This is a genomic window from Neisseria sp. HMSC073G10, from assembly GCF_001812605.1.
GTDB lineage: Bacteria > Pseudomonadota > Gammaproteobacteria > Burkholderiales > Neisseriaceae > Neisseria > Neisseria subflava_A.
Genome location: NZ_KV809488.1, coordinates 135,519 through 158,367 on the forward strand (window position 1 = coordinate 135,519; position 22,849 = coordinate 158,367).

Here is a 22,849-nt window from a genome sequence, read left to right on the forward strand (position 1 = left end):
TAAATCTTTAAATATATTAACAAATATGCTTTCATTTCAATCAAATCCTTTATTTTTCAGACGGCCTGCTACATGAAATAACATTGCAAATGTAAATTTTAAGAATATTCTCATTTTTAGTACTTGAACTTAAAAAGAAAAAAGAATAAGCTGTTTTCATGGCGCAGAAACACGCCTTCCCATTCATTAAGGAGACAGCATTATGGCAAAAGATTTAAATGTGTTTGATAAAGAATACGGCCTTTTAATCAACGGCGAATGGACGAAAGGTAGCGAAGGCAAACTTTTATCCTCTTACAACCCTGCCAATGGCGATGAGTTGGCCAAGTTCACAGACGCAACCGATGCCGATGTCGATGCTACCGTAGCCGCTGCGCAAGAAGCATTCAAAACATGGCGTAAAACCACAACTGCCGAACGCGCGGCCATTTTGAACAAAATCGCCGATGTAATTGACGAAAACGCCGAATTGTTTGCCCTGCAAGAAACCTTGGACAACGGCAAACCGATCCGCGAAACCCGCGCCGCCGACGTGCCTTTGGCTTCCGACCATTTCCGCTATTTCGCCAGCGTGATCCGCGGCGAAGAAGGCACTGCGACCCAGCTTGACGCCGAAGACCTGTCCATCGTTTTGCGCGAACCGATCGGCGTTGTCGGCCAAATCATTCCTTGGAACTTCCCATTCTTGATGGCCGCATGGAAAATCGCTCCGGCATTGGCCGCAGGTTGTACCATCGTCATCCACCCTTCTTCCAGCACTTCATTGAGCCTGTTGTCCCTCGCTCAAAAAATCAACCACTTGCTGCCTAAAGGCGTGTTGAACGTGATTACCGGCCGCGGTTCCAAATCAGGCGAATACATGCTGCACCACAAAGGCTTCAACAAACTGGCCTTTACCGGCTCGACCGAAGTCGGCCGCCGCGTCGGCATCGCCGCCGCCGAATTGCTGATTCCGTCCACTTTGGAATTGGGCGGCAAATCTGCCAACATCTTCTTCGACGATATGCCTTTCGACAAAGCCCTCGAAGGCGCGCAAAAAGGTATTTTGTTCAACCAAGGCCAAGTGTGCTGCGCCGGTTCGCGCATTTTTGTACAAGAAGGCATTTACGACAAATTCGTCAATGCATTGGCGGAAGAATTCAAAAAAATCAAAGTCGGCCTGCCTTGGGAAGACGATACCCAAATGGGTTCGCAAGTCAATGCCGGACAACTCGAGACTATTTTGAAATACGTCAAAATCGGCGAACAGGAAGGCTGCCGCATCATTACCGGCGGTAAAAAAATCGAAGGCGCATTGGGCAAAGGCGAATTTGTCGAGCCTACTTTGATTGAGGCCAGCAACGAAGCCCGTGTTTCCCAAGAAGAAATCTTCGGCCCGGTTGCCACCGTGATTAAATTCAAAACCGAAGAAGAAGTCATCAAAATGGCCAACGACAGCGAATACGGCTTGGGAGGCGCAGTTTGGAGTACCGACATCAACCGCTGCCTGCGCGTTTCCAATGCATTGGAAACCGGCCGCGTTTGGGTAAACTGCTACAACCGCCTGCCTGCCGGCGCGCCGTTTGGCGGCTACAAAACTTCGGGTATCGGCCGCGAAACCCACAAAATGATGCTCGCCGCCTACACCCAAGTGAAAAACATCTACATCAGCACCCGTGAAGAACGCGAAGGCTTCTATTGATTCGGCAATTCACATTAATCTGATTTAGAACATAAAAGGCCGTCTGAAACCTGTTTCAGACGGCCTTGCTTTATTCTGTTTCGCAATAAATGCTTTATATCTTTCTCAAAAAAAGCCCCATCACTTTCTCTCTGGCCACAGCCAGCAATGCCCCGGCCACAACCACTATGGCACCCACATAGCTGACGATATTCATATCCGAAGCGGCAAAATAATCAGGGGCAAGGTAATGACCGATGGTGGACAATATCATGGTAAATACGGGTATCAGCATGGTAACAATACTGACTTTTGAAGCATCCCAATGGTTGAGCGCTTCGCCGAATGAACCGTAGCCGATCAGCGTGTTTAAGCAGCAATAGATAAAGCAGCCCCATAAAAACGGATTGCCGATATGGGCGATTTGCGACGGCTCGGCAAACGGCAGGAAAACAAAGCTGCTGCAAAAATAAATCATCAACAGGATTTGTTGGGAATTGAAATGTTTTGACAGAAGTTTTTGCGCCACGCCGTAGCACACCCAAATCATGCTACCCGAAGCCGCCATGATTACCCCGACCGCGTAGCTGCCCAAGCTGAGAAGTTCGCCGAATTTGTCGTTGAAAAACATGACCAAACCCGTCAGCAAAAGCATCAAGCCGATTTTTTGCCAGCGCGTAAAGGCCTCTTTAAACACGCCTACGCCGACCAAAATCATGGTAAAGGGCGAGAGTTGCCACAACACCTGCGTGGTTGTCGGCGAAATATAGTGCAAACCCATGGCAACGAGCACAAAGTTGGCGGAAATGCCGACAATGCCCAGCACCAATAAAAATAAGGTTTGCTTGGAAAATTCAGACGGCCGCGGCAGCTTGCCGGTCAGTCCCAACAACGCAAACAACACCAGAGAAGCCACTAAAAAGCGTATCCACACCAGCGTGGGCGCATCGACGGCTTTTAGAGCTTGTTGCGCCGCTACCGGCAGCGAGCCCCAAGTCATGGTGGCAAGCAGCGCCAATGAAAAGCCGAGCCACGGTTTTTGTTTCTTCATTTTTCAGACGGCCTTTGTTTACGCGGCTTCCCAGTAGTCGATATAAAGCTGCAATTCGAGATTATTCCGCCATTCGTTGGCAACGGGGCGGTACACCGTGCGGATGTATTCGGGAATGTCTTCGCTGCAACGCCAAAACATGGCTTCAAATTCATAACCGTCTTTTTGCAGCCAGACTTTTTTATGTTTACCTTCTGCGCCCAAAGGTTGCTGGCGGACAACATGAAATTCATCGGTAAAACTCGGCGGCGCGAAGCCCTGCCCCCAAACGTGTCGGGCAAGGTTCTGCGCCTGTTCCAGCGTAATATCGCGGGCAGGCAGGCTGCCGTCGGTGATGAAGGTTTGCGACAAATCGTCTTCGCACACCATCTCGCGCACGGCTTCTTCAAAGGCCGTCTGAAACGCGGGGATATTGTGTTCAAGTATGCTCAAACCCGCCGCCATCGCGTGTCCGCCGAATTTCAAAATCAAATCGGGATGGCGTTTGGACACCAAATCCAAAGCATCTCGCAGGTGCAAATTGGGAATGGAGCGTCCCGAACCGCGCACTTCGCCGTTGTCGGCAGGCGCAAACACGATGGTCGGACGATAAAAACGGTCTTTAAGGCGGCTGGCAACAATACCGACCACGCCTTGATGGAAGTCGTCGCGATACGCCACCAAAGTCGTCTGCCCTGGAGGTAGGGTTTCAGGAAAAGCATTCAGCGCATCTTGCAGCATAGACTGCTCGATTTCGCGGCGTTCGATATTGAGGTTGTTTAACTGAGCCGCCAGTTCCTGCGCTTCGGCATCATCTTGCGCCAATAGACAGGCAATGCCGACCGACATATCGTCCAGCCGTCCGGCCGCATTGATGCGCGGCCCCAACGCAAAGCCCATATCAAACGGCTGCGCTTTGCGCCAGTCGCGCCGCGCTACTTCAAACAAGGCACGGATACCGGGTCGCATCTTGCCCAAACGCATCCGTTTCAAACCTTGAGACACGAGGATACGGTTGTTGTGGTCCAGAGTGACGACATCGGCGACGGTACCGAGTGCGACCAAATCCAAGAGGTCGCCCAGATTCGGCTCTTTCAGGCCGTCTGAAAAATAATTGCGGCGGCGCAGTTCGGCACGCAAAGCCATCAATACATAAAAAATCACGCCCACGCCCGCCAAGCTTTTGCTTTGGAAAACGCAGCCTTTTTGGTTTGGATTGACGATGATGCAGTCGGGCACGGTCTCGGCAGGCAGATGGTGGTCGGTTACAATCACATCCAAACCCAATTCCTGCGCACGCGCCACGCCTGCAATGCTGGCGATACCGTTATCCACCGTCACCAATAAATCCACACCTTGCTCTGCCGCGATTTCAGCCAGCTCTGGTGTTAAGCCGTAGCCATGTTCAAAGCGGTTGGGCACGAGAAAATCCACTTTCGCCCCCATCGCCGCCAAACCGCTCATACCGACGGAACACGCCGTCGCACCGTCGGCATCGTAGTCGGCGACAATCAGGATTTTTTCCTGACGCTCAATCGCATCCGCCAAACGGCCGGCGGCGGCTTCGCAGTTTGTCAGCGTTTGATACGGCAAAAGCGCAGCAAGCTTGTCGTCCAACTCAGCCGGACTTTGCACATCACGCGCAGCACACAGCCGGGCAATCAAAGGATCGGTACCGGCAGTAAGCAAGTCGTTGAAAACAGTCGGATTAATGGAACGTGTTTGGATTTTGACGGACATGGTATGTGGGATTAAATAGAGAGAAAATTAATATATTTTTGAAGCGTTTATTTTAAGGTGGGGAAGGCCGTCTGAAACCTGCAATCCGTTTTCAGACGGCCTTGAATATTATTTGCGTGAAGCATCGATAATTTCACTGACTACGACATAGGGGACTGCTATCACTGCGCCGACTGCATCCAAAGCCAATGTGAATGGCGTTTGCAGGATATTCTCCGTCAACTTCTGAACGTCAGTGCTTTTTTTGGTTTCCGTATAATAAATTCTGACCGGAACGGCAGTGTCAAAACGGCGGTCTTCGGCAACATTTTTCGGCGTTGCGTAATAATGACCTTCGGTAGAAATACACCGCGTGTAGACAGTTTTGTCATCGAGTTCGACCGGCTTGAATGCCAACTGTTTCAACTTAGCAATCTCGGCAGCTTTTTGAGTATCGTAACGCAGACAGAATTTTGAGCGGAAAGTTTGCGCTTCAGGGGATTTCAATTCGACCGGCAAAGCCTTATACACATATCTTGGATTTTGCTGAACCATTTGAAACTGTTTGTCCAATTTAACATCCAAGACCGCCTTCAACTTGTTCGAATCTCTAGGATTAACAACAAACCAATATTTTTTGCCCATCATAACCAAGCTGCCTGTTTTCAATTGCGTATTGTCTTTGGCAACCACGCCAAATGCTTGAATATTGTCTTTGGCAACGGTTTTTTCGGTTGTGGTTTTATGGAACGGGTTGTTCTCTCCCCAAAGAAAGACAGTACAACCATTCAGGGTTAGTGCACTGATTAACAAGGCGGGTACAAAGTGGCGAAATTTCATGGTCATCCTCCTTCGGCATTACGATACAGGCCGTCTGAAACCTGCAATCGGTTTTCAGACGGCCTTAAGGTTTATTCCTCCCAATCCTGCCCTTCTTCTGAAGCATCGGATTGACCGGCCTCCATCACTGCTTTAATTTCTTGGAACAGCGCGCGGAAGTTTTTCGGCGGTTTGTTTTGTTCCTGCTCTTTTTTGGTGTTGCGGATCAAGGTGCGCAATTTGCCGGCGTCGGCTTGCGGGAAATCGGCCATAAATTGGGTAATCGCGCCATCGTCTGCCAACAGTCGGGTGCGCGCCTGCTCGACGCGTTGCAAAAAGGCATTGTGTGCCGTATTGTCGCCGCGCAGTTTGGCCAAATAGGCTTCGATGGGCGCAGGGTCGGTATCACGCATCAGGCGGCCGATAAATTGGGCTTGGCGTTTGAGCGCGCTGTTGGAAGTGATTTTTTTATAGGTGGCGATGGCTTCGAACAGCTCTTCGTCCAAGCCGATTTTTTTCAGCGTATCGCTGGAAAGCTTGGTCAATTCCATACCCAAAGCCTGCAAATCGTTCATCTGCTTTTTCATTTGGGTTTTGCTGACCCATTCGTCTTCTTGTTCAAACATTGTGTTTCCCTGATTTTCTGAATCAGCCTATTTTATCAGTTTTCAGACGGCCTTTCCGTGCGATTTTTGCAGAGGCCGTCTGAAACGGTTAAAATGCCGCAAAACCCTGTCAGGAAACCTTTTTATGCTGTTTAACCACACACCGGACGAGCTGTTGCGCTTGTGCGGACACACGCTGGATTTGGCCAAACAATCCGGCGCTACCTCGGCCGAAGCCGATTTCAGCGAGTCGCTCGGCCAAAGCGTCAGCGTGCGCTTGGGCGAAATCGAACAAATCGAGTTCCAACAAGATAAATCTTTAGACATTACGGTCTATGTCGGCCAACGCAAAGGCCGCGCCAGCACTGCCGACTTCTCCGAACGCGCCCTGCAAGATACGGTCAAAGCCGCCATTGACATTGCACGCTATACCGCCGAAGACGATTGCGCCGGACTTGCCGATGCTGCCTTGATGGCAACCCATATTGGCGAACTCGACCGCTACCACGAATGGGATTTGAGTACCGAATCCGCCATCGATTTGGCCAAGCAATGCGAACAGGCCGCTCTGTCAACGGACAAACGCATTGAAAATTCCGAAGGCGCATCGGTTCATACCGGCCATTACCAATATGTTTACGGCAACACCCACGGCTTTGCCGCACACCAGCAAAGCACGCACCACAGCATTTCTTGCAGCGTGGTCGCCAGCGACGAACACGGCATGCAGCGTGACTATTGGTATGATTCTTCCTGCCGTCACGAAGACATGGACGCGCCCGAACTCATCGGTAAAACCGCAGCCGAACGGACTTTACGCCGTCTGAACAGCCGCAGCGTACCGACCGGCAACTATCCCGTACTGTTTGACACCACCGTCGCAGTCGGCTTAATCGGCCACCTTATCGGCGCACTCAGCGGCGGCGCGCTCTACCGCCAAAGCAGCTTCCTGATTGACAGTATCGGCAAACAGGTGCTTCCCGAATTTCTCAGCCTTCGCGAAGAACCGCATATCCTGCGCTCGTTCCGCAGCACTTATTTCGATGCCGAGGGCGTGTCCACGCAGCCGCGTTTTGTGGTGAAAGACGGTATCGTCGAAGGCTATTTCCTCAGCAGTTACAGCGCGAAAAAACTCGGTATGCAGACAACGGGCAACGCCGGCGGTGCGCACAATCTGTATCTGAACCACACCCACGCCACGCAGGCCGACCTGTTGAAAGAAATGGGAACAGGTTTGCTGGTTACCGAATTGATGGGACAAGGCGTCAACGGCATTACCGGCGACTACTCGCGCGGCGCGGCCGGTTTTTGGGTGGAAAACGGCGTCATTGCCTATCCGGTTCAGGAAATCACCATTGCCGGACGTTTGCAGGATATGTACCGCGACATCACCGGCGTGGCAGACGACGCATTACGCCGTTCATCCAATCAAATCGGCTCCATCTTGGTTTCTAAAATGACGGTTGCCGGCAACTGATTGAACTAAATATACAAAAGGCCGTCTGAAAGATATCTTTTCTTTTCAGACGGCCTCGCCGTTATCTACTTCCATAAAAAACACATCATGCATATTGTCGTTATCCCCTCTTGGTATCCTTCTTCCGAAACCGACGTGGACGGAATCTTTTTCCGCCTCCAAGCCCAAGCTCTGCAACGCGAAGGCATGAAAATCGGCATGGTCGTACCCATGTTCCGCTACTTGAGAAGCCAGCCGAAAACCATCTTCTCACGCTTCTACGGCCTGCGCCGCCATCAGCAAGGCGGACTCAACACTTACGCCTACGACAGCATGTATTTCTTCCCGCGCTGCCCGGTTGTCGATATCGACCGCATCCGCTGGGTCAATGCAGGCATGAAAGCTTTTGAAGCCTATATCGCCGACAACGGCAAACCCGACGTAATTCACGCCCATTGCGTCAACTACGCCGCTATTTTGGCCTGCACCATCTTCAAAAAATACGGCATTCCCTATGTGATTACCGAACACAGCAGCGCCATTTCACGCGGCCTTGTCCGCAAAAACCAATGGCCGTCCATGCACGAAGCCGTGCGCCACAGCGCGGCCCGGTTCGCAGTAAGCCGTGATTTCTGCCGCATTCTCGAAAAAACCTACGCCGGTACAGACTGGCAATACCTGCCCAATATGCTGGGCGGTAATTTTGAACAGGATTTCGAGCTCCCCGAAAAAAACAATCAAGATTTCACCTTCTGCAGCGTCTCCCACCTGCGCCACCTCAAAGGCCACGACCTGCTCCTGCCTGCCTTTGCCGAAGCACTCAAAACCTATCCGCAACTTAAACTCAAAATCGGCGGCGGCGGCGTAGAAGAAGGCCGTCTGAAACAGCTGGCAAGCGACTTGGGCATCAATCACGCCGTTACCTTTACCGGCGCATTAACCACCGACCAAACCCTAGACCTCATGCGCCACAGCAACGCATTCGTCCTCGCCAGCCGTACCGAGACCTTCGGCGTCGTCTATATCGAAGCACTGTCGCAAGGTTTGCCCGTTATCGCCACACGCTGCGGCGGCCCCGAATCCATCGTCACATCCGACAACGGCCTGCTGGTGCCAATCGAAAACATACCGGAACTGACCAAAGCATTGCTCACCCTCTACGAAACCCATGCACAATACGATCCCGTCCGCTTACGCCAAGATTGCCTGCAACAATTCGGCAGCCGTGCCATTGCGCAACACCTGATTGACACCTTCCAAAAAGTGCTTAATAAGTAGGCATAAACCATACAGGCCGTCTGAAATCCTTCAGACGGCCTGCCTGCTTCCAATAAGACAAATCTAGTGTAAAATTAAGACAATAACTAAACTTTTTGATTTAAAATCAGTCAAAGGAAAAATTGTTACCTACAATAATATCCCACATATATTATGCGCTATTACGGAACGATTACTCGCTGGAACAGCAAACGCGGCTTCGGCGCTGCCACCATAGAAGACACAGGCCAAGAAATCTTTCTTGCCCTTGCCGCCTTCACCGCCCTTACTCGCCTTCCGGCCGAAGGGCAGCACATCTCCTTCAACATCACAGAAGGCCGACGCGGCCGCAAAGAAGCCGAAAATGTCTGCTTCGCCCTCGATTGCGCCGACTGCTTCGATGTCCTCGTCCCTCCCCCCGAAAAACCCCTCGCCGGCAAACAAGCCATCGTCGGCCTGATTGCCGTTATCTTCGTCTGCAGCATTTTCGCCACCTTGTGGTACGGCCTCCACTTTTCCGACAACACTCCGGAAGAGCCGGCCGTCAAAAAACAAGAAACCATGGTTCACGAAGTAGCCGCCAAAATCGAAGCCGAACGCAAAGCATGGCGCGATGCCGTCAACGGCAACAACCAACGCTCGGGACAGCCTCAACGCGCCAAAGATAATACGTCGAAAGAATAACGCTTTATCCAATACAAAAAGGCCGTCTGAAAAAATGGGAAGATGAAATTATAGATTTCTTCCTCATTCTTTCAGACGGCCTTTGTTCTTACCTCAATTCGGCTCCGCCATTTCCAACGCCTGCTTGATGTCCACTGCAACGACGCGCGATACGCCTTTTTCCTGCATGGTTACGCCGACCAGCTGTTCCGCCATTTCCATGGTCAGGCGGTTGTGGGAGATGTAGAGGAACTGGGTTTGCGCCGACATTTCTTTGACCAGGTTGCAGAAACGCGAGGTGTTGGCGTCGTCCAGCGGGGCGTCGACTTCGTCCAGAAGGCAGAAGGGGGCAGGGTTGAGGCTGAACAGGGCGAACACGAGGCTCATGGCGGTGAGGGCTTTTTCGCCGCCGGAGAGGAGGTGGATGGTGCTGTTTTTCTTGCCGGGTGGGCGCGCCATGATGGACACGCCGGCGGTCAGGAGGTCGTCGCCTATCATTTTGAGGGTGGCCTCGCCGCCGCCGAACAGGGTCGGGAAGAAGGTTTGGACTTTGCCGTTGACGGCGTCGAAGGTTTCTTTGAAACGCGCTTTGGTTTTGTCGTCGATTTGGGCGATGGCTTCTTCCAAAAGCGCGATGGCGGCCTGTACGTCTTCGCTCTGGCTGCGGTAGTAGCCGTCGCGTTCGCGCGCTTCTTCAAGTTCTTGCAGGGCGGCAAGGTTGACGGCGCCGAGGGCTTCGATTTGTTGCGAGAGACTGCCTATGTTGGTGTTCAATACTTTCGGTGATTCTTTCGCCAACGCTTCGAGCGCGTCCAAATCGGCGGCGCGTTCGGTCAGGTTTTGATGGTAGCGTTTGGCGTTAATCAGGGCTTCCTGCTGTTGCAACAGGGCGGTTTGGGTCGCGGCCTGAAGCTGTGGCAACTGGGTTTGCAGGGTTTGCACTTTAGCGTATTGCTCCCTGCCTTGCTCCTGAATCTGCGCGAGTTTGTCCTGCACGGCGATGTACTCTTCATCCAAAGTTTGTACGGCTTCGGTCAACTCGTCGAGCTTGATGTGCTGCTCGTCGTTTTGGAACTCGGTTTCATAGGCAAGGGCAAGCTCTTGCTGGCGTTCCTGCCAATCGAAGGTTTGCTGTTCAAGTTGGGCAATTTGCTGCTGGTAGTTTTGTTTTTGCTGGTTGAGCTTGTGAACGGCGACTTCGGCCAATCCATACTGGCGGTTTACTTCCAACAGGGCAAGCTGCGCCTGTTTCAGACGGCCTTGCTGTTCTTGGCGACTGTGCGCGGTGGTTTGCTGCTGGTATTCGAGTTCGGCGGCGGCCTCTTGCAAGGTAACGATGTCGTCTGCAAGGCCGTCTGAAGTATGTTGCAACACGGTCTGCTCTTCTGCCAACTGCGCCAGTTCGCGCTCGATGTGTTCTCGACGGATTTGCCCTTGGTTGGTGCGCGCCAGAAGTTCGGCGGCGCGTTGCTGCGCTTGGCTGTATTGGCGCGTGTGCTGCTGTTGCTGCTGCATCAGGTTTTTGTGCTGCGTTTCAGACGAGCGCACGGCGGCTTCCGCCTGTTTGAACTCGGCTTCGGCGGTGGAGAGTTCGGGGGCGAGGTTTTCCAGTTCGGACGCGATGCCGTCGAGACGGGCTTTTTGGGCAATCAGACTTTCCTGCGCGGGTTTGGCATAGAGCAGGACGCTGACTTTATCGACCTGATGGCCTTCGGGCGTGAGCCAGATTTGGTGCGTGCCCAAATCGTTTTGATGCGCGAGGGCGTAGCTCAAATCGGGCGCGCACAATACGCCGTCGAGCCAGTGATGCAATGCCGTCTGAAACGGCGGCTGCGCTTGGATTTGGTTCAACAATGCCTGTACGGGCAGGGATTTTTTGATGCCGCCTGAGAGGCCGTCTGAAAGCCATGCCGCCTGCCCCTGCGGCAAAGGTGCGGGGGGAACGAAGCCGTGCGGCACGGAGCGGGCGTGCAGGCGTTCGGCAAGGATGACGGACAAGGCGTGTTGCCACTCGGCGGGCGCGGTGATGTGTTGCCACAATTGCGGCGCAGCGGTGTGGTCGGTTGCCTGCCAGAAGTCGGCGGCTTCCTGCTGTTGCGACAGGATTTGCGACAATGCCTGCTGCTGCGCCTGCAAGGTGATGTGTTGCTGCTTCAGGCTTTGGAAGCGGTTTGAGGTCGTCTGAAACGCTTCGCGGGCGGCGTGTAAGGCTTCTTCGGCGGCAATGATTTGTTCTTCGTAATGCTCTTGCTGGCTTTGCAACAGAGCGGCGGCTTCCTGCGCGGCGGCGGTTTCCGCTTCGTCGGGCAGGTTCAGGGCTTGATTTTCCTGTTTCAGACGACCTTTGCGCTCTTCGTGCTTGGCAACGGTTTGTTCTGCATGGGCAAGCTGCTGCTGCTTCAACGCCAGTTCGCGGCGGATGCGGTTTGCCTCGTCCTGCTGGGTTTGGAAGGCGGCGTTGAGCGTGGCTTGGGCTTCTTCCAATTCGGGCAGATGCTCTTCGTGTTCGGCAACCTGCATCGCCCATTCTGCCAACTCAGTTTGCTTTTCTTCGACCTGCAACTCGTTTTCTTCCAGCTTGACGCGGATTTGCTGCTGCTCCTGATGGATGCGCTGCATCTGCGCCTGCGCCGCCTGTTTGTCGCGTTCGATGCGTTGGTGCAGGTTTTGCTGATGGCGGATTTGTTCTTCCAAACGAGCAATCTGCTCGCGCAACACGCCGCGTTTGTTGCTCAATTCATGTACCGCCTGCTGCTGCGACTGTTCAGCGGTCTGCAAGGCGTGTACTTCGTCGTTTAACGCCTGTACCTGCGCGGCGGTTTCGTCCTGCTGCGCCTGCAAAGACTGATGTTGCGCGGTCGCCTTATCCGCGGCGGCAAGCGATTGCTGCCATTGGGCGTAATCGAGCAAATCCTGTTGCTGGTTCAACTGCGCGGTCAGGGATTTGTAGCGTTCGGCGGTTTCGGCTTGTTTCTCCAGCTTTTCCACCTGACGCGCCAATTCGTTCTGCAAATCGCCCAAACGCTGCAAATGCTCGCGCGTGTCTTTCAGACGGCCTTCCGTCTCCTTTCGGCGTTCCTTATATTTGGACACGCCCGCCGCTTCTTCGATATAGGCGCGCAATTCCTCCGGCCGCGCTTCGATGATGCGCGAAATCATCCCCTGCTCGATAACGGCATAACCGCGCGCGCCCACGCCCGTACCCAGAAACAAATCGGTAATGTCGCGGCGGCGCACAGTCTGATTGTTGATGAAATAAGTCGATTCGCCCTGACGCGTCAGCTGCCGCTTGATGCTCACCTCGGCATACTGCCCCCATGCCCCCTGCAAACTGTGGTCGCTGTTGTCAAACACCAGCTCCACCGAAGCCCTCGGCGCAGGACGGCGCGTCGCCGCACCGTTAAAAATCACGTCCTGCATACTCTCGCCGCGAAGCTGCTTCGCCGAGGCCTCACCCAACACCCAGCGCACCGCGTCAATCACATTCGACTTGCCGCAGCCGTTCGGCCCGATAACCGCAACAAGCTGCCCCGGCACATGAATCGTGGTCGGGTCGGTAAAAGATTTGAAGCCGGAGAGTTTGATGTGGGTCAGGCGCATGGCAATGTTTCGAATCGGAAAAGAAGGCGTATTTTAACGGAAATACGCTTATCCGTTGAGAGAAAAGCATCCATAAAGTCCGACTGCTTTTTTATCCTCAAAAGGCCATCTGAAAAGTTTGTTAAAAAGAAACAGACTAGTATTGAACTCACTAAACTATTTAAAAGAAATTCATATAAAACAAATAACTAAAAAACATCTGCCCAACCACCTGCCATTTGATTAATTTTTGTACAGAAATGCAAACAAACTGTTTATTTTTTTATGATTTATGGTTATTATCGGGAATTAAAGGTTTAAAAATCAGATAAACGATCTCTCCGACCTTTTAATCAAGCGAATAACCATACAGGGAATCTCATGTCAAACATCCAAACCAAACTTAAAACCATCGTTTTTACAGCCATCAGCGCAACTATCTTGTCCGCATGCGGTGGTGGCGGAGGCGGCGGTTCATCTGCTTTAAGCACCGGCGCGACTCCTACCAATAATACCGGCAACTCTGCTGGCAACAATGGCAATTCTGCCAATAACAACAGCAATGCCAACACTCCGAAAGCGCCCTCTACTACGCTTACCAATAGTGCCGACAAGCTTGCCGAACTGACCGATGAAGCTCCAATCGATCCGGCCAATGTTAGCCAGCCTTTGCACACACATTTCATCTCCTCCAAAGGTGCACAGCAATCCAACCCTAACGTACAAATCCGCAAAGATGCCACAGGCAAAATGTTCCAAACGGACAATCAAGACCGCAACCAAAATGGTCTGATCAGTTCTATTGACTTTAACAGCAATGATGAAGTCAAAATGGACGGCGTTGTGTTATTTAACAAGACCACTGATGGCAACGCAACCCAACCTACATGGACAAGCTATGCTTCTGTTATTGCCAAAGTATATTCAAAAGGCAATACTCAAACTGATGTCAGCGAACAAACGGGCAAAGAGAAAAATACCGAATTCGCATACGGTAAATCAACTTTGGATGAACGTATTGTTGAACTTCATAAAAAGTTAGAAGCTGAAAAAGAAAATCTAAAAAAAGAACAAAACTCAGAGTCTGGTCAAGTTGATCATGACAAAATAAAGGAAATTAAAGCTAAAATTGAAGAATTAAATACCTTACACGCTAAAAATCTTGAAGTTCGGGCTAAACTAGCAGAAATGAATGAAAAAGCCAGCAAGAATCTAGCCTATTTCCGTCCAGACCAAGATGGCTTAGTTTTTGACAAACAATTCGACGGTGTCTATGTCATCAATTTTGATGACAAAACCAAAATTGTGTTGCATGATCCTTCTGCGGCCGGCTGGACATATCAAACCTTCGCGCATTACACCGATCCTAAAGGACATGTATACCAAGGCTACCAAAGCTTGGGCGATGAGACTGTCTTCACTACCCTGCCTGCAAAAGGTACAGCCACCTACAAAGGTATTTCCACTGCCTATGTGGTTACCGACAAGAACAATCGTCAGTTGACTTCCAATGTCATGGCTATCGTTGATTTCGGCCTCAAAGGTGTCCGTTTTGAAACGTCAAACTCACACTTCCATACTTTGGAAAATGGTAAGCGCGTATCCAAAGCAGATAAAAACTACGATTTCAAAGGTACGGCAAGTTGGAAAGACGGAAATCTCTTCTCCGGTAAAGTCAGCACGGCCGATGACAAGTTAAACGGCAACCTGAACGGCAAATTCTACGGCCCCAATGCTGCAGAAATCGGCGGCACTTACGGCTTGAAAAACAAAGATGCGACCGAACACTTAATCGGTGGCTACGGCGCGAAACGTCAATAAACCTGCCTAAACAAAAGGCCGTCTGAAGTTTCAGACGGCCTTTTGTTTTTTAACTTGAATTACACCGATACGGCTGCTTTGATATGCGGATGTGGATCGTAGCCTTCCAATTCGAAGTCTTCAAATTTGAAGGCAAACAAATCTTTGACTTCAGGATTGATTTTCATGGTCGGCAGGCTTCGGAAATCGCGGCTTAATTGCAGTTGAGCCTGCTCGATATGGTTACTGTACAAATGGGCATCGCCAAACGTATGGATAAACTCACCGGCTTCCAGTCCGCACACTTGCGCCATCATCATGGTCAACAATGCGTAGCTGGCGATGTTGAACGGTACGCCAAGGAAGATATCGGCGCTGCGTTGGTAAAGCTGGCAAGACAGCTTGCCGTTGGCAACGTAAAACTGAAACAGCGCGTGACAAGGCGGTAAAGCCATTTCGTCGACCAAAGCGGGATTCCATGCCGATACAATCAGACGGCGCGAGTCGGGATTTTTCTTGATTTGTTCCACCACATTGGCAATTTGGTCGATATGGCGGCCGTCGGGTGCGGGCCAGCTGCGCCATTGGTAGCCGTAAACCGGGCCCAAATCACCGTTTTCATCCGCCCATTCATCCCAAATGGAAACGTTGTTGTCTTTCAGGTATTTGATGTTGGTATCGCCTTTGAGAAACCAAAGCAGCTCATGAATAATCGAGCGCAGATGCAATTTTTTGGTAGTCAACAGCGGAAAGCCTTCACTCAAATCAAAACGCATTTGGTAACCAAACACGGAACGCGTGCCGGTGCCGGTACGGTCGGATTTGTCGATACCATTGTCGAGAACATGGCGCATAAGGTCGTGATAGGCTTTCATGTGTTTCCTTAATGTATGTGTTGTGGGAATTTCTTGTGTATTGTACCGAATTTTCAGACGGCCCGCCTCTCTGTCTTCAATGAGGCAATCTTCTCCATATTCGCGTAGTACACTCATTAACAATGTTGACAATTTAGCGCTAATTTACACGAATTTTTGAGCTGAATTAAATTTTTACAAAAAAATTTTCAATATTTTCTAGTTTAATTACTCAGCATTTTATTTTTATTAAAATATATTTAATAAAATATTTTTAAATATTTTTGATTAAATTTGAAATATAATTCCATTTTTACAAATTGGTAAAAAAATAATGTCAACAATCTAGGCAAAATTTTTCTTGGCAAGTAAAATTTTTACAGCTATATTTCAAAACATAAATATTGAAATATCTCACTCAATAGGAGTAGAAAAATGACCGACCTGAACACCCTGTTTACCAATCTCAAACAACGCAACCCCAACCAAGAACCCTTCCATCAAGCTGTTGAAGAAGTGTTCATGAGTTTGGATCCGTTTTTAGCAAAAAACCCAAAATACACCCAACAAAGCCTGCTTGAGCGTATTGTTGAACCGGAGCGCGTGATTATGTTCCGAGTCACTTGGATGGACGACAAAGGCCAAGTCCAAGTCAACCGCGGCTACCGCATTCAAATGAGTTCCGCCATCGGCCCTTACAAAGGCGGTTTGCGTTTTCACCCGACCGTCGATTTGGGCGTGTTGAAATTCCTCGCTTTTGAACAAGTCTTCAAAAACGCGCTGACCACCCTGCCTATGGGCGGTGGCAAAGGCGGTTCCGACTTTGATCCTAAAGGCAAATCCGATGCCGAAGTAATGCGCTTCTGCCAAGCCTTTATGACCGAACTCTACCGCCACATCGGTGCCGACACCGACGTCCCTGCCGGCGACATCGGCGTAGGCGGTCGCGAAATCGGCTATCTGTTCGGCCAATACAAAAAAATCCGCAACGAATTTGCTTCCGTCCTGACCGGCAAAGGCCTCGAATGGGGCGGCAGCCTGATTCGCCCTGAAGCCACCGGCTACGGCTGCGTATATTTTGCCCAAGCCATGTTGGAAACCCGCAACGACAGCATCGAAGGCAAACGCGTGTTGATTTCCGGCTCCGGCAACGTGGCGCAATACGCTGCCGAAAAAGCCATCCAACTGGGTGCAAAAGTATTGACCGTTTCCGACTCCAACGGTTTTGTCCTCTTCCCTGACAGCGGTATGACCGAAGCACAACTGGCCGCTTTGATCGAGCTGAAAGAAGTACGCCGCGAACGCGTCGCCACCTACGCCAAAGAACAAGGCCTGCAATACTTTGAAAACCAAAAACCGTGGAACATCGCGGCCGAAGTCGCCCTGCCTTGCGCCACTCAAAACGAATTGGATGCAGATGCCGCCAAAATCCTGCTGGCAAACGGTTGCTATGTGGTTGCCGAAGGTGCGAACATGCCGTCAACTTTGGGCGCGGTCGAACAATTTATCAAAGCCGGCATCCTCTACGCTCCAGGCAAAGCGTCCAACGCCGGCGGCGTAGCGACTTCAGGTTTAGAAATGAGCCAAAACGCCATCCGCCTGTCTTGGACACGCGAAGAAGTGGACAGCCGCCTTTTTGACATTATGCACAACATCCACGAATCCTGCCTGAAATACGGCAAAGTCGGCGACACAGTGAACTACGTCAATGGTGCGAACATTGCCGGTTTCGTCAAAGTTGCCGATGCCATGTTGGCGCAAGGTTTCTAAACCCCAGCCAAATCAAAAGGCCGTCTGAAAGATTTCAGACGGCCTTTTTCTTTTCAAACAAATTTTATACGCCCAAATAACCTTCCCTACTGGAAAGCCATCTTGCCAAATGCGCTTCGACGATTTCAGGGTTTTGTTCAATCAGCAAAGGGGCGATTTCGCGCGCTTGTTCCAAGAGGTGTAAGTCTTCTTCAAGGTTGGCAAAGCGCAGCATGGGAACACCGCTTTGCCGCGCGCCGAGAAATTCGCCGGGGCCACGGATGTTGAGGTCTTGTCGGGCGATTTCAAAGCCGTCGGTGTGTTCGTAGATGACTTTCAACCGCGCTTTGGCAAGTTCGCTCAAAGGTTCGGCAAACAGGAGGACGCACACGCTTTCTGCCGCGCCACGCCCTACCCGCCCGCGTAATTGGTGAAGCTGCGCCAAGCCCATGCGCTCGGCGTGTTCGATCACCATCAGGGCGGCGTTGGGCACATCTACGCCGACTTCGATGACGGTGGTGGCGACCAAGACGTTCAGACGGCCTGCGGCAAATTCCGCCATGACTTCGGCTTTTTCGGTGGCTTTCATGCGCCCGTGTACCAAGCCGATACTGAGTTCGGGTAAGGCCGTCTGAAGTTGCTCGAGGGTTTCGGTGGCGGTTTGCAGTTGCAGGGTTTCGCTTTCTTCAATCAGCGGACAGACCCAGTATGCCTGCTGTCCTTTGCGACAGATGTTGAGGACGAAGCCTTCGACTTCGGCGCGGCGGACGTTGTTGACGAGGCGGGTTTTAATCGGGGTGCGCCCGGGCGGTAATTCGTCGATGACGGATACGTCCAAGTCGGCGAAGAAACTCATGGCGAGCGTGCGCGGGATGGGGGTGGCGGACATCATCAACTGGTGGACGTCGCGCCCTTTGTTTTTGAGGGCGAGACGTTGGGCAACGCCGAACCGGTGTTGTTCGTCCACAATCACCAAGCCCAGATTTTGGAACTCGACGTCGTCTGAAAACAGGGCGTGCGTGCCGACGGCGATTTTGACTGTGCCGTCGGCCAGTTTGGCTTTGGCCTCATCTTTGGCTTTTTTGCGCTGGCTGCCGGAGAGCCAAACAACTTCAAGCCCTAACGGCTCAAGCCATTGTTTGAACTTGATGAAGTGCTGTTCGGCAAGGATTTCGGTCGGCGCCATTACAGCCACCTGCGCACCAGATTCGATAGCTGTCAAAGCAGACAAAGCAGCCACAATGGTTTTGCCGCTACCGACATCGCCTTGTAACAGGCGGTGCATGGGGTGGGTTTGCGCCATATCGCGGCAAATTTCGGATACGACTTTTTCTTGTGCATCGGTCAGGGCAAACGGCAAAGCGTGGCGCAGGGCTTGGGTCAACGTGCCGTCGCCGCCCAATGCCGCCGCCGTGCCGCTGACGCGCTTCTGCCGCGCCAAGCGCATGGAAAGCTGTTGCGCCAAAAGTTCGTCGAATTTGAGCCGCTGCCATGCAGGAAGCGCGCCGTCGGAAAGCTGGTGGATGGTGAAGCTCGGCGGCGGCGAATGCAAAAGGCGCAGGCTTTCGGCGAGGTGTGGCAGTTTCAGACGACCCAATAAGGCATCGGACAGCGTGTCGTGCAGCGGCGTAACATCCAACGCCGTCTGAATAATACGGCGCAAAGTGGGTTGATTTAAACCGTTTACGGTCGGATAAATCGGCGTAAGGCTTTCCGCCAAACCACTGCTCTCGGCATCACGGATTTTAGGGTGAATCATCTCGTCGCCATGAAACCCGTGTTTGATTTCGCCCACGGCGCGGATGCGTTTGCCGACCGCCATCTGTTTCTGGTTGCTGGCATAAAAGTGGATGAAGCGCAGAAAAAGAACGCTGCCGGAACCATCGGCGATTTGGACAATCAGCTGCTTGCGCGGTTTAAATGTCACTTCCTGATGAATGACTTCGCCCTCGACCTGACACGGCACCCCGATCGGTGCATCCTTAATCGGCATAATGTGCGTCTCGTCCTCATAACGCAACGGCAGGTGCAACACCAAATCCCATGCGGTATGGAGGTTGAGTTTGTCGAGTTTCTTGGCGGAAACATCGGTGATTTTGAGCTGTTTTTGGGTTTCGGGTGTCATCTTAAAAGGCAGCTGATTGAAAGTTTGCTGTATTTTATCCGAAAACAAAAAGGCCGTCTGAACGCAATGTTTCAGACGGCCTTCAAAGCTGAATACTTGAAACAAATGAATATTTGAAAACACGCCGGCTATCGAATCAACTTCAGCCATTGTTAGTAAACAGCTTTCAAAAAAGAAGGATGTTCAACCCATACTTTTATCAGGAATTTAGCCAATAATGTTTACATACCCAATCATTATCCATTCTCCTAAAAATGCCAATCCAATTTCAATTTGACTGTCCGCGGTTCGCCATAGAAATTGTTTTGACCTCGCGTACGGTTGTAGTTGTTTTCAAAATACGTCCTGTCAGCCAGGTTCGTTCCTATCAGGCTAATTCTGCCGCGTTTGTGAAAGTCATATTGAACAAAGCCATCTATAAGTCCGTAGCCTCCTTGGCGAATATTGTAAAGGCTACTTGTGCGACTTTGCGCGGATATTCCGCCACCCAAGGTCAACTTAGTTTGAGGCAAGCGGTAGCTTGTACCGAGGCGGAACATATGTACCGGCGTGAAGTTACTGAAGTTATACGGATCGGCAGTCGTGTTTTTCTCCAACCGCTCCGCGTTGACTTCTGCAGCATTTTTATACTTACTTTTGTTATATGTGTAGCCAACAAAAATACGCCAGTTTTCCGACAATTCGCCAGCCAATTCAAGTTCTGCACCGCTGCTCTTAACCTTACCCACAGGTTTAGCGATGGTTTGGAATGAACCTCCGTTACGACTAGTATCGGGAACAAATCCGAAATCGACAACGGTACGGTTTTTCTGCTGTAAGACAAACAAGGCAAGCGAAGCATTCAGACGGCCTTGCAAGAACGACCCTTTCCAACCTATTTCATAGTTAGTACCGATGAGTGGTGGAAGAACGGATTTGCTGGTTACATCAACGTTATCCTGTTGTTTAAAAATCTTAGTATAGCTGGCATACAAGCTTTGTTGCGGTGTCAGGTCGTAGGTAATGCCGGCATATGGCGTAAACCTATGGCTTTGCATTTTTGAGGTGTAATGCTCTTTGTCGATTTTGTTACTGCTCTCAGTTTGGAATGCCGTAGCTGGCTGGCCGTAGCGTACAGGCATTTCTTTGGTTTGTGTGGTTTCATAGCGCGTATAGTGCATCCCACCCAAGAGATGCAGACGGTTGGTTGCATTAAAGCGGGTACTGAAAGTCAAAGAATGTGTTTTATTCGTGTTAAGGTATTTCGAATAATTGTATAACGCCGGAACATGATCATCTGCAACCTGAACAGTTTTCCACAGCGGCGTTTTCAGATATTGGTTTGCCCATTTCAAATTTCCCTCTTCATCCCGCTCCTGTATTTTGTTTCCATTTGCATCCAATTCGTAAACAGGATCTTGCACCATTACGCGCTCACCATTGTCGTTGACTGTCCAGACAGGCTTACCCTCTGCATCCAAACGGGGAGTATATTTGGTAACATGCGCGCCACTACATTCCGGCACATAGATTTTGTTATTACCTTTTTCGTTATAAATATGCCAATCTGGTTCGACAATGCCTTTTTCTAAAGGATTACGCTCCGGACCATCGGGATGAATGCCGCAACTGCCTGCACCTGCATAACCTTGAGGACGGACAAAATAACGGTTTTGATAGATTTCCGTATAAGCAGAACGAATTTTTTCATTGTTATACGCATAACCGACAAAGAAATCATGTTCACGTCCAAGCAGGCGGTAGTTACCTGTCAGATCCAGCTTAAAGCCCCATTGCACATCATGTTTGGTATAGTGCAACGGCATGAAGTTGTAACGGCGGTTGTATGTGTGGCGAAGATTGTATGCTGAGTCGTATAGACGGTTGGGAAACAGGCCTTCTGCATTGTTAATAATGCCTTGCTTTGCAAGCTCCTTATCAACAAACTCTTTTTTATCTACTTCTACACCCGGATCCTGCCAGTCGTTGCACAGGAAATCCAAACCAATGTCCTGCATACATTGATCAAAACCTGCCCGACGTGCTGCCGCCCTTTGGGAGCGATATTGTTCAAAAGCAGATGCATCGAAATGATGGGCAACGTAATCTGCTTTTTTCTCTTCATATGTTTTCGTGACGCCATCACGATATTCTTTTAATTTTGCCAACGCCTTGTCTTTAGGCTCAAAAGGGATCACCTCTCCCTTTTCAGTTAGGAAACCTGTTGCCGCAGATGCTGAAATACCTGCCGCGTGTTCGTTTTTCAGAAAAAATTGTCCGACTTTGGCATCTGAATCATTATGCGTATAAGAAATTTCGGCATTGAGTTGCCATCCATTGTCAAAGACATGTTTGAAACCGGAAAAAATATTGTATTTATCAGCATTCAGGCGTGACCATGAGGTTTCACCCAAATAAGTATTACGTGGCAATTTCAAAGGATTGTTACAGGCCGGACTGGAGCTGAAGGCCGCAGTTTTTTGATCCTCACAAGGTAAAATCACGCCGGCAAAATCGGGAATGTCTTTATTTTTCTGATAAGTACCACCCAAAGTCAGCATACTGTTATCACTCAAATCCGTATCGATCACGCCATAAACCATGTCTTTCTTGTTCCATACACCCTCTTTAAAAGAACGGTGGTCCTCATGAACACCAACCAGCCTACCGCGTACCGTATGTTCATTATTCAAGCTTCCAGATACATCCAAAGCCAAACGCTTGCTGCCCCTATGGTCAGTGCTGATTTCACCGGTATGCTTAAACAAAGCTGTTGGCCGCTTACGGATTAAATTAATGGTTCCACCTGGTTCGGAATTGGATTGAGTAAGACCGGTTGCACCTCTGACAACCTCAATGTGATCATAAACAGCAAGGTCTGTGCTCGGAGAGACATCAATTTTTGCCGTATAGCCCGAACGTCCAGACACATTAGTGGTAATACCGTCTTCACCAATCTGATCAACATAGAAACCACGAGACAAAAAACGAGTTTGTAGACCCGAATCGCGAACCACGTTGATTCCCGTAGTGTTTTTCATTGCCTCTTCTAAAGAATATATTGCTTTATCATCTATCTGCCGACGCGTCATTACGCTCACCGACTGCGGCGTATCCTTGCCTGAAATACGCAAGCCAGTCGCCGTTGCCATCGTTCCGATTGTATAAGACTGACTGCGCTCGGTATTCCTTTGTGCCTGCCGTTTGCCACTGACCTTGACCGTATCCATATCTACATGTTCCACTTCTTGATGTCCCGTATCTGCAAAAACAGTTTGGCAAGGCAGTACTAATAACAAACAGATTGTTTTCATTTGAAAATCAGGTTTCACAACTATTTCCTTAATTAATAAAATCTACTTACCTATTTGATAAAAATTATAATTTATTAATTTTAAATGATATTTAATCTATAAAATTAAAATATAATAGTAATGATAGGCGGAATCATTATATACCTGATGCATTAATATATGAACTTTTTGTTATAGATTTTTTCTTATGTCCTGATTTTTAGATAAAAAAGGCCGTCTGAACGCAATGTTTCAGACGGC

Annotated in this window: 14 protein-coding genes; 6 read left to right on the plus strand and 8 right to left on the minus strand. The window is 50.3% G+C overall.

Annotation, left to right across the window (positions count from 1 at the left end; genetic code table 11):
* Positions 1 to 202: 202 nt before the first annotated feature.
* Entirely contained in the window at positions 203 to 1,681 is a 1,479-nt protein-coding gene (locus tag HMPREF2865_RS01250) for an aldehyde dehydrogenase family protein (protein WP_070645090.1), read from the plus strand.
* Positions 1,682 to 1,775: 94 nt separating this feature from the next.
* Here HMPREF2865_RS01250 and HMPREF2865_RS01255 read toward each other — a convergent pair whose 3' ends face one another.
* The 4 genes from HMPREF2865_RS01255 to yjgA form a co-directional block, all read right to left on the minus strand.
* On the minus strand, positions 1,776 to 2,711 hold the full coding sequence (locus tag HMPREF2865_RS01255) for a DMT family transporter (protein WP_070645092.1): 936 nt from the start codon (positions 2,709 to 2,711) through the stop codon (positions 1,776 to 1,778).
* Between the two features lie 18 nt (positions 2,712 to 2,729).
* Entirely contained in the window at positions 2,730 to 4,430 is a 1,701-nt protein-coding gene (gene recJ / locus HMPREF2865_RS01260; RefSeq protein ID WP_070645095.1) for a single-stranded-DNA-specific exonuclease RecJ, read from the minus strand.
* 108 nt (positions 4,431 to 4,538) lie between these two features.
* Entirely contained in the window at positions 4,539 to 5,249 is a 711-nt protein-coding gene (locus HMPREF2865_RS01265; protein WP_070645098.1) for a hypothetical protein, read from the minus strand.
* A gap of 71 nt (positions 5,250 to 5,320) precedes the next feature.
* Complete coding sequence (gene yjgA, locus HMPREF2865_RS01270) at positions 5,321 to 5,854, minus strand: ribosome biogenesis factor YjgA (protein ID WP_070645101.1); 534 nt, start codon at positions 5,852 to 5,854, stop codon at positions 5,321 to 5,323.
* 124 nt (positions 5,855 to 5,978) lie between these two features.
* Between yjgA and pmbA the strand changes: the two genes are divergently transcribed.
* From pmbA to HMPREF2865_RS01285, 3 genes are all read left to right on the plus strand, one after another.
* Positions 5,979 to 7,310 carry a metalloprotease PmbA gene (gene pmbA / locus HMPREF2865_RS01275; protein WP_070645103.1) on the plus strand — a complete coding sequence of 444 codons (1,332 nt, stop codon included), beginning with the start codon at positions 5,979 to 5,981 and terminating at the stop codon, positions 7,308 to 7,310.
* Between the two features lie 87 nt (positions 7,311 to 7,397).
* On the plus strand, positions 7,398 to 8,567 hold the full coding sequence (locus HMPREF2865_RS01280; protein ID WP_070645106.1) for a glycosyltransferase: 1,170 nt from the start codon (positions 7,398 to 7,400) through the stop codon (positions 8,565 to 8,567).
* Between the two features lie 153 nt (positions 8,568 to 8,720).
* Positions 8,721 to 9,230, plus strand: a complete 510-nt coding sequence (locus tag HMPREF2865_RS01285; RefSeq protein ID WP_070645109.1) for a cold-shock protein — start codon at positions 8,721 to 8,723, stop codon at positions 9,228 to 9,230.
* 93 nt (positions 9,231 to 9,323) lie between these two features.
* Here the strand turns inward: HMPREF2865_RS01285 and smc are convergent, their stop codons facing one another.
* Entirely contained in the window at positions 9,324 to 12,809 is a 3,486-nt protein-coding gene (gene smc, locus HMPREF2865_RS01290) for a chromosome segregation protein SMC (protein WP_070645112.1), read from the minus strand.
* Positions 12,810 to 13,169: 360 nt separating this feature from the next.
* Between smc and HMPREF2865_RS01295 the strand changes: the two genes are divergently transcribed.
* Entirely contained in the window at positions 13,170 to 14,609 is a 1,440-nt protein-coding gene (locus HMPREF2865_RS01295; protein WP_070645115.1) for a transferrin-binding protein-like solute binding protein, read from the plus strand.
* A 59-nt stretch (positions 14,610 to 14,668) separates the two neighbouring features.
* Here HMPREF2865_RS01295 and HMPREF2865_RS01300 read toward each other — a convergent pair whose 3' ends face one another.
* Positions 14,669 to 15,463 (minus strand): thymidylate synthase, encoded by a 795-nt coding sequence (locus HMPREF2865_RS01300; protein WP_049348902.1) that lies wholly within the window; start codon positions 15,461 to 15,463, stop codon positions 14,669 to 14,671.
* A gap of 414 nt (positions 15,464 to 15,877) precedes the next feature.
* Here HMPREF2865_RS01300 and gdhA point away from each other — a divergent pair, with 414 nt between their 5' ends.
* Positions 15,878 to 17,212 (plus strand): NADP-specific glutamate dehydrogenase, encoded by a 1,335-nt coding sequence (gene gdhA / locus HMPREF2865_RS01305; RefSeq protein WP_070645118.1) that lies wholly within the window; start codon positions 15,878 to 15,880, stop codon positions 17,210 to 17,212.
* Between the two features lie 64 nt (positions 17,213 to 17,276).
* On the opposite strand, the gene recG is transcribed toward gdhA, so the two are convergent.
* Both recG and HMPREF2865_RS01315 read right to left on the minus strand, forming a co-directional pair.
* On the minus strand, positions 17,277 to 19,316 hold the full coding sequence (gene recG, locus HMPREF2865_RS01310; RefSeq protein WP_070645192.1) for an ATP-dependent DNA helicase RecG: 2,040 nt from the start codon (positions 19,314 to 19,316) through the stop codon (positions 17,277 to 17,279).
* A gap of 248 nt (positions 19,317 to 19,564) precedes the next feature.
* A complete protein-coding gene (locus HMPREF2865_RS01315) occupies positions 19,565 to 22,609 on the minus strand; it encodes a TonB-dependent siderophore receptor (RefSeq protein WP_070645195.1) in 3,045 nt (1,014 codons plus the stop codon).
* Positions 22,610 to 22,849 lie beyond the last annotated feature (240 nt).

Excerpts from the sequence above, each read along its gene's own strand:
- HMPREF2865_RS01250 (WP_070645090.1), top strand. The coding sequence starts at position 203 with ATGGCAAAAGATTTAAATGTGTTTGATAAAGAATACGGCCTTTTAATC.
- HMPREF2865_RS01255 (WP_070645092.1), bottom strand. The coding sequence starts at position 2,711 with ATGAAGAAACAAAAACCGTGGCTCGGCTTTTCATTGGCGCTGCTTGCC.
- recJ (WP_070645095.1), bottom strand. The coding sequence starts at position 4,430 with ATGTCCGTCAAAATCCAAACACGTTCCATTAATCCGACTGTTTTCAAC.
- HMPREF2865_RS01265 (WP_070645098.1), bottom strand. The coding sequence starts at position 5,249 with ATGAAATTTCGCCACTTTGTACCCGCCTTGTTAATCAGTGCACTAACC.
- yjgA (WP_070645101.1), bottom strand. The coding sequence starts at position 5,854 with ATGTTTGAACAAGAAGACGAATGGGTCAGCAAAACCCAAATGAAAAAG.
- pmbA (WP_070645103.1), top strand. The coding sequence starts at position 5,979 with ATGCTGTTTAACCACACACCGGACGAGCTGTTGCGCTTGTGCGGACAC.
- HMPREF2865_RS01280 (WP_070645106.1), top strand. The coding sequence starts at position 7,398 with ATGCATATTGTCGTTATCCCCTCTTGGTATCCTTCTTCCGAAACCGAC.
- HMPREF2865_RS01285 (WP_070645109.1), top strand. The coding sequence starts at position 8,721 with ATGCGCTATTACGGAACGATTACTCGCTGGAACAGCAAACGCGGCTTC.
- smc (WP_070645112.1), bottom strand. The coding sequence starts at position 12,809 with ATGCGCCTGACCCACATCAAACTCTCCGGCTTCAAATCTTTTACCGAC.
- HMPREF2865_RS01295 (WP_070645115.1), top strand. The coding sequence starts at position 13,170 with ATGTCAAACATCCAAACCAAACTTAAAACCATCGTTTTTACAGCCATC.
- HMPREF2865_RS01300 (WP_049348902.1), bottom strand. The coding sequence starts at position 15,463 with ATGAAAGCCTATCACGACCTTATGCGCCATGTTCTCGACAATGGTATC.
- gdhA (WP_070645118.1), top strand. The coding sequence starts at position 15,878 with ATGACCGACCTGAACACCCTGTTTACCAATCTCAAACAACGCAACCCC.
- recG (WP_070645192.1), bottom strand. The coding sequence starts at position 19,316 with ATGACACCCGAAACCCAAAAACAGCTCAAAATCACCGATGTTTCCGCC.
- HMPREF2865_RS01315 (WP_070645195.1), bottom strand. The coding sequence starts at position 22,609 with ATGAAAACAATCTGTTTGTTATTAGTACTGCCTTGCCAAACTGTTTTT.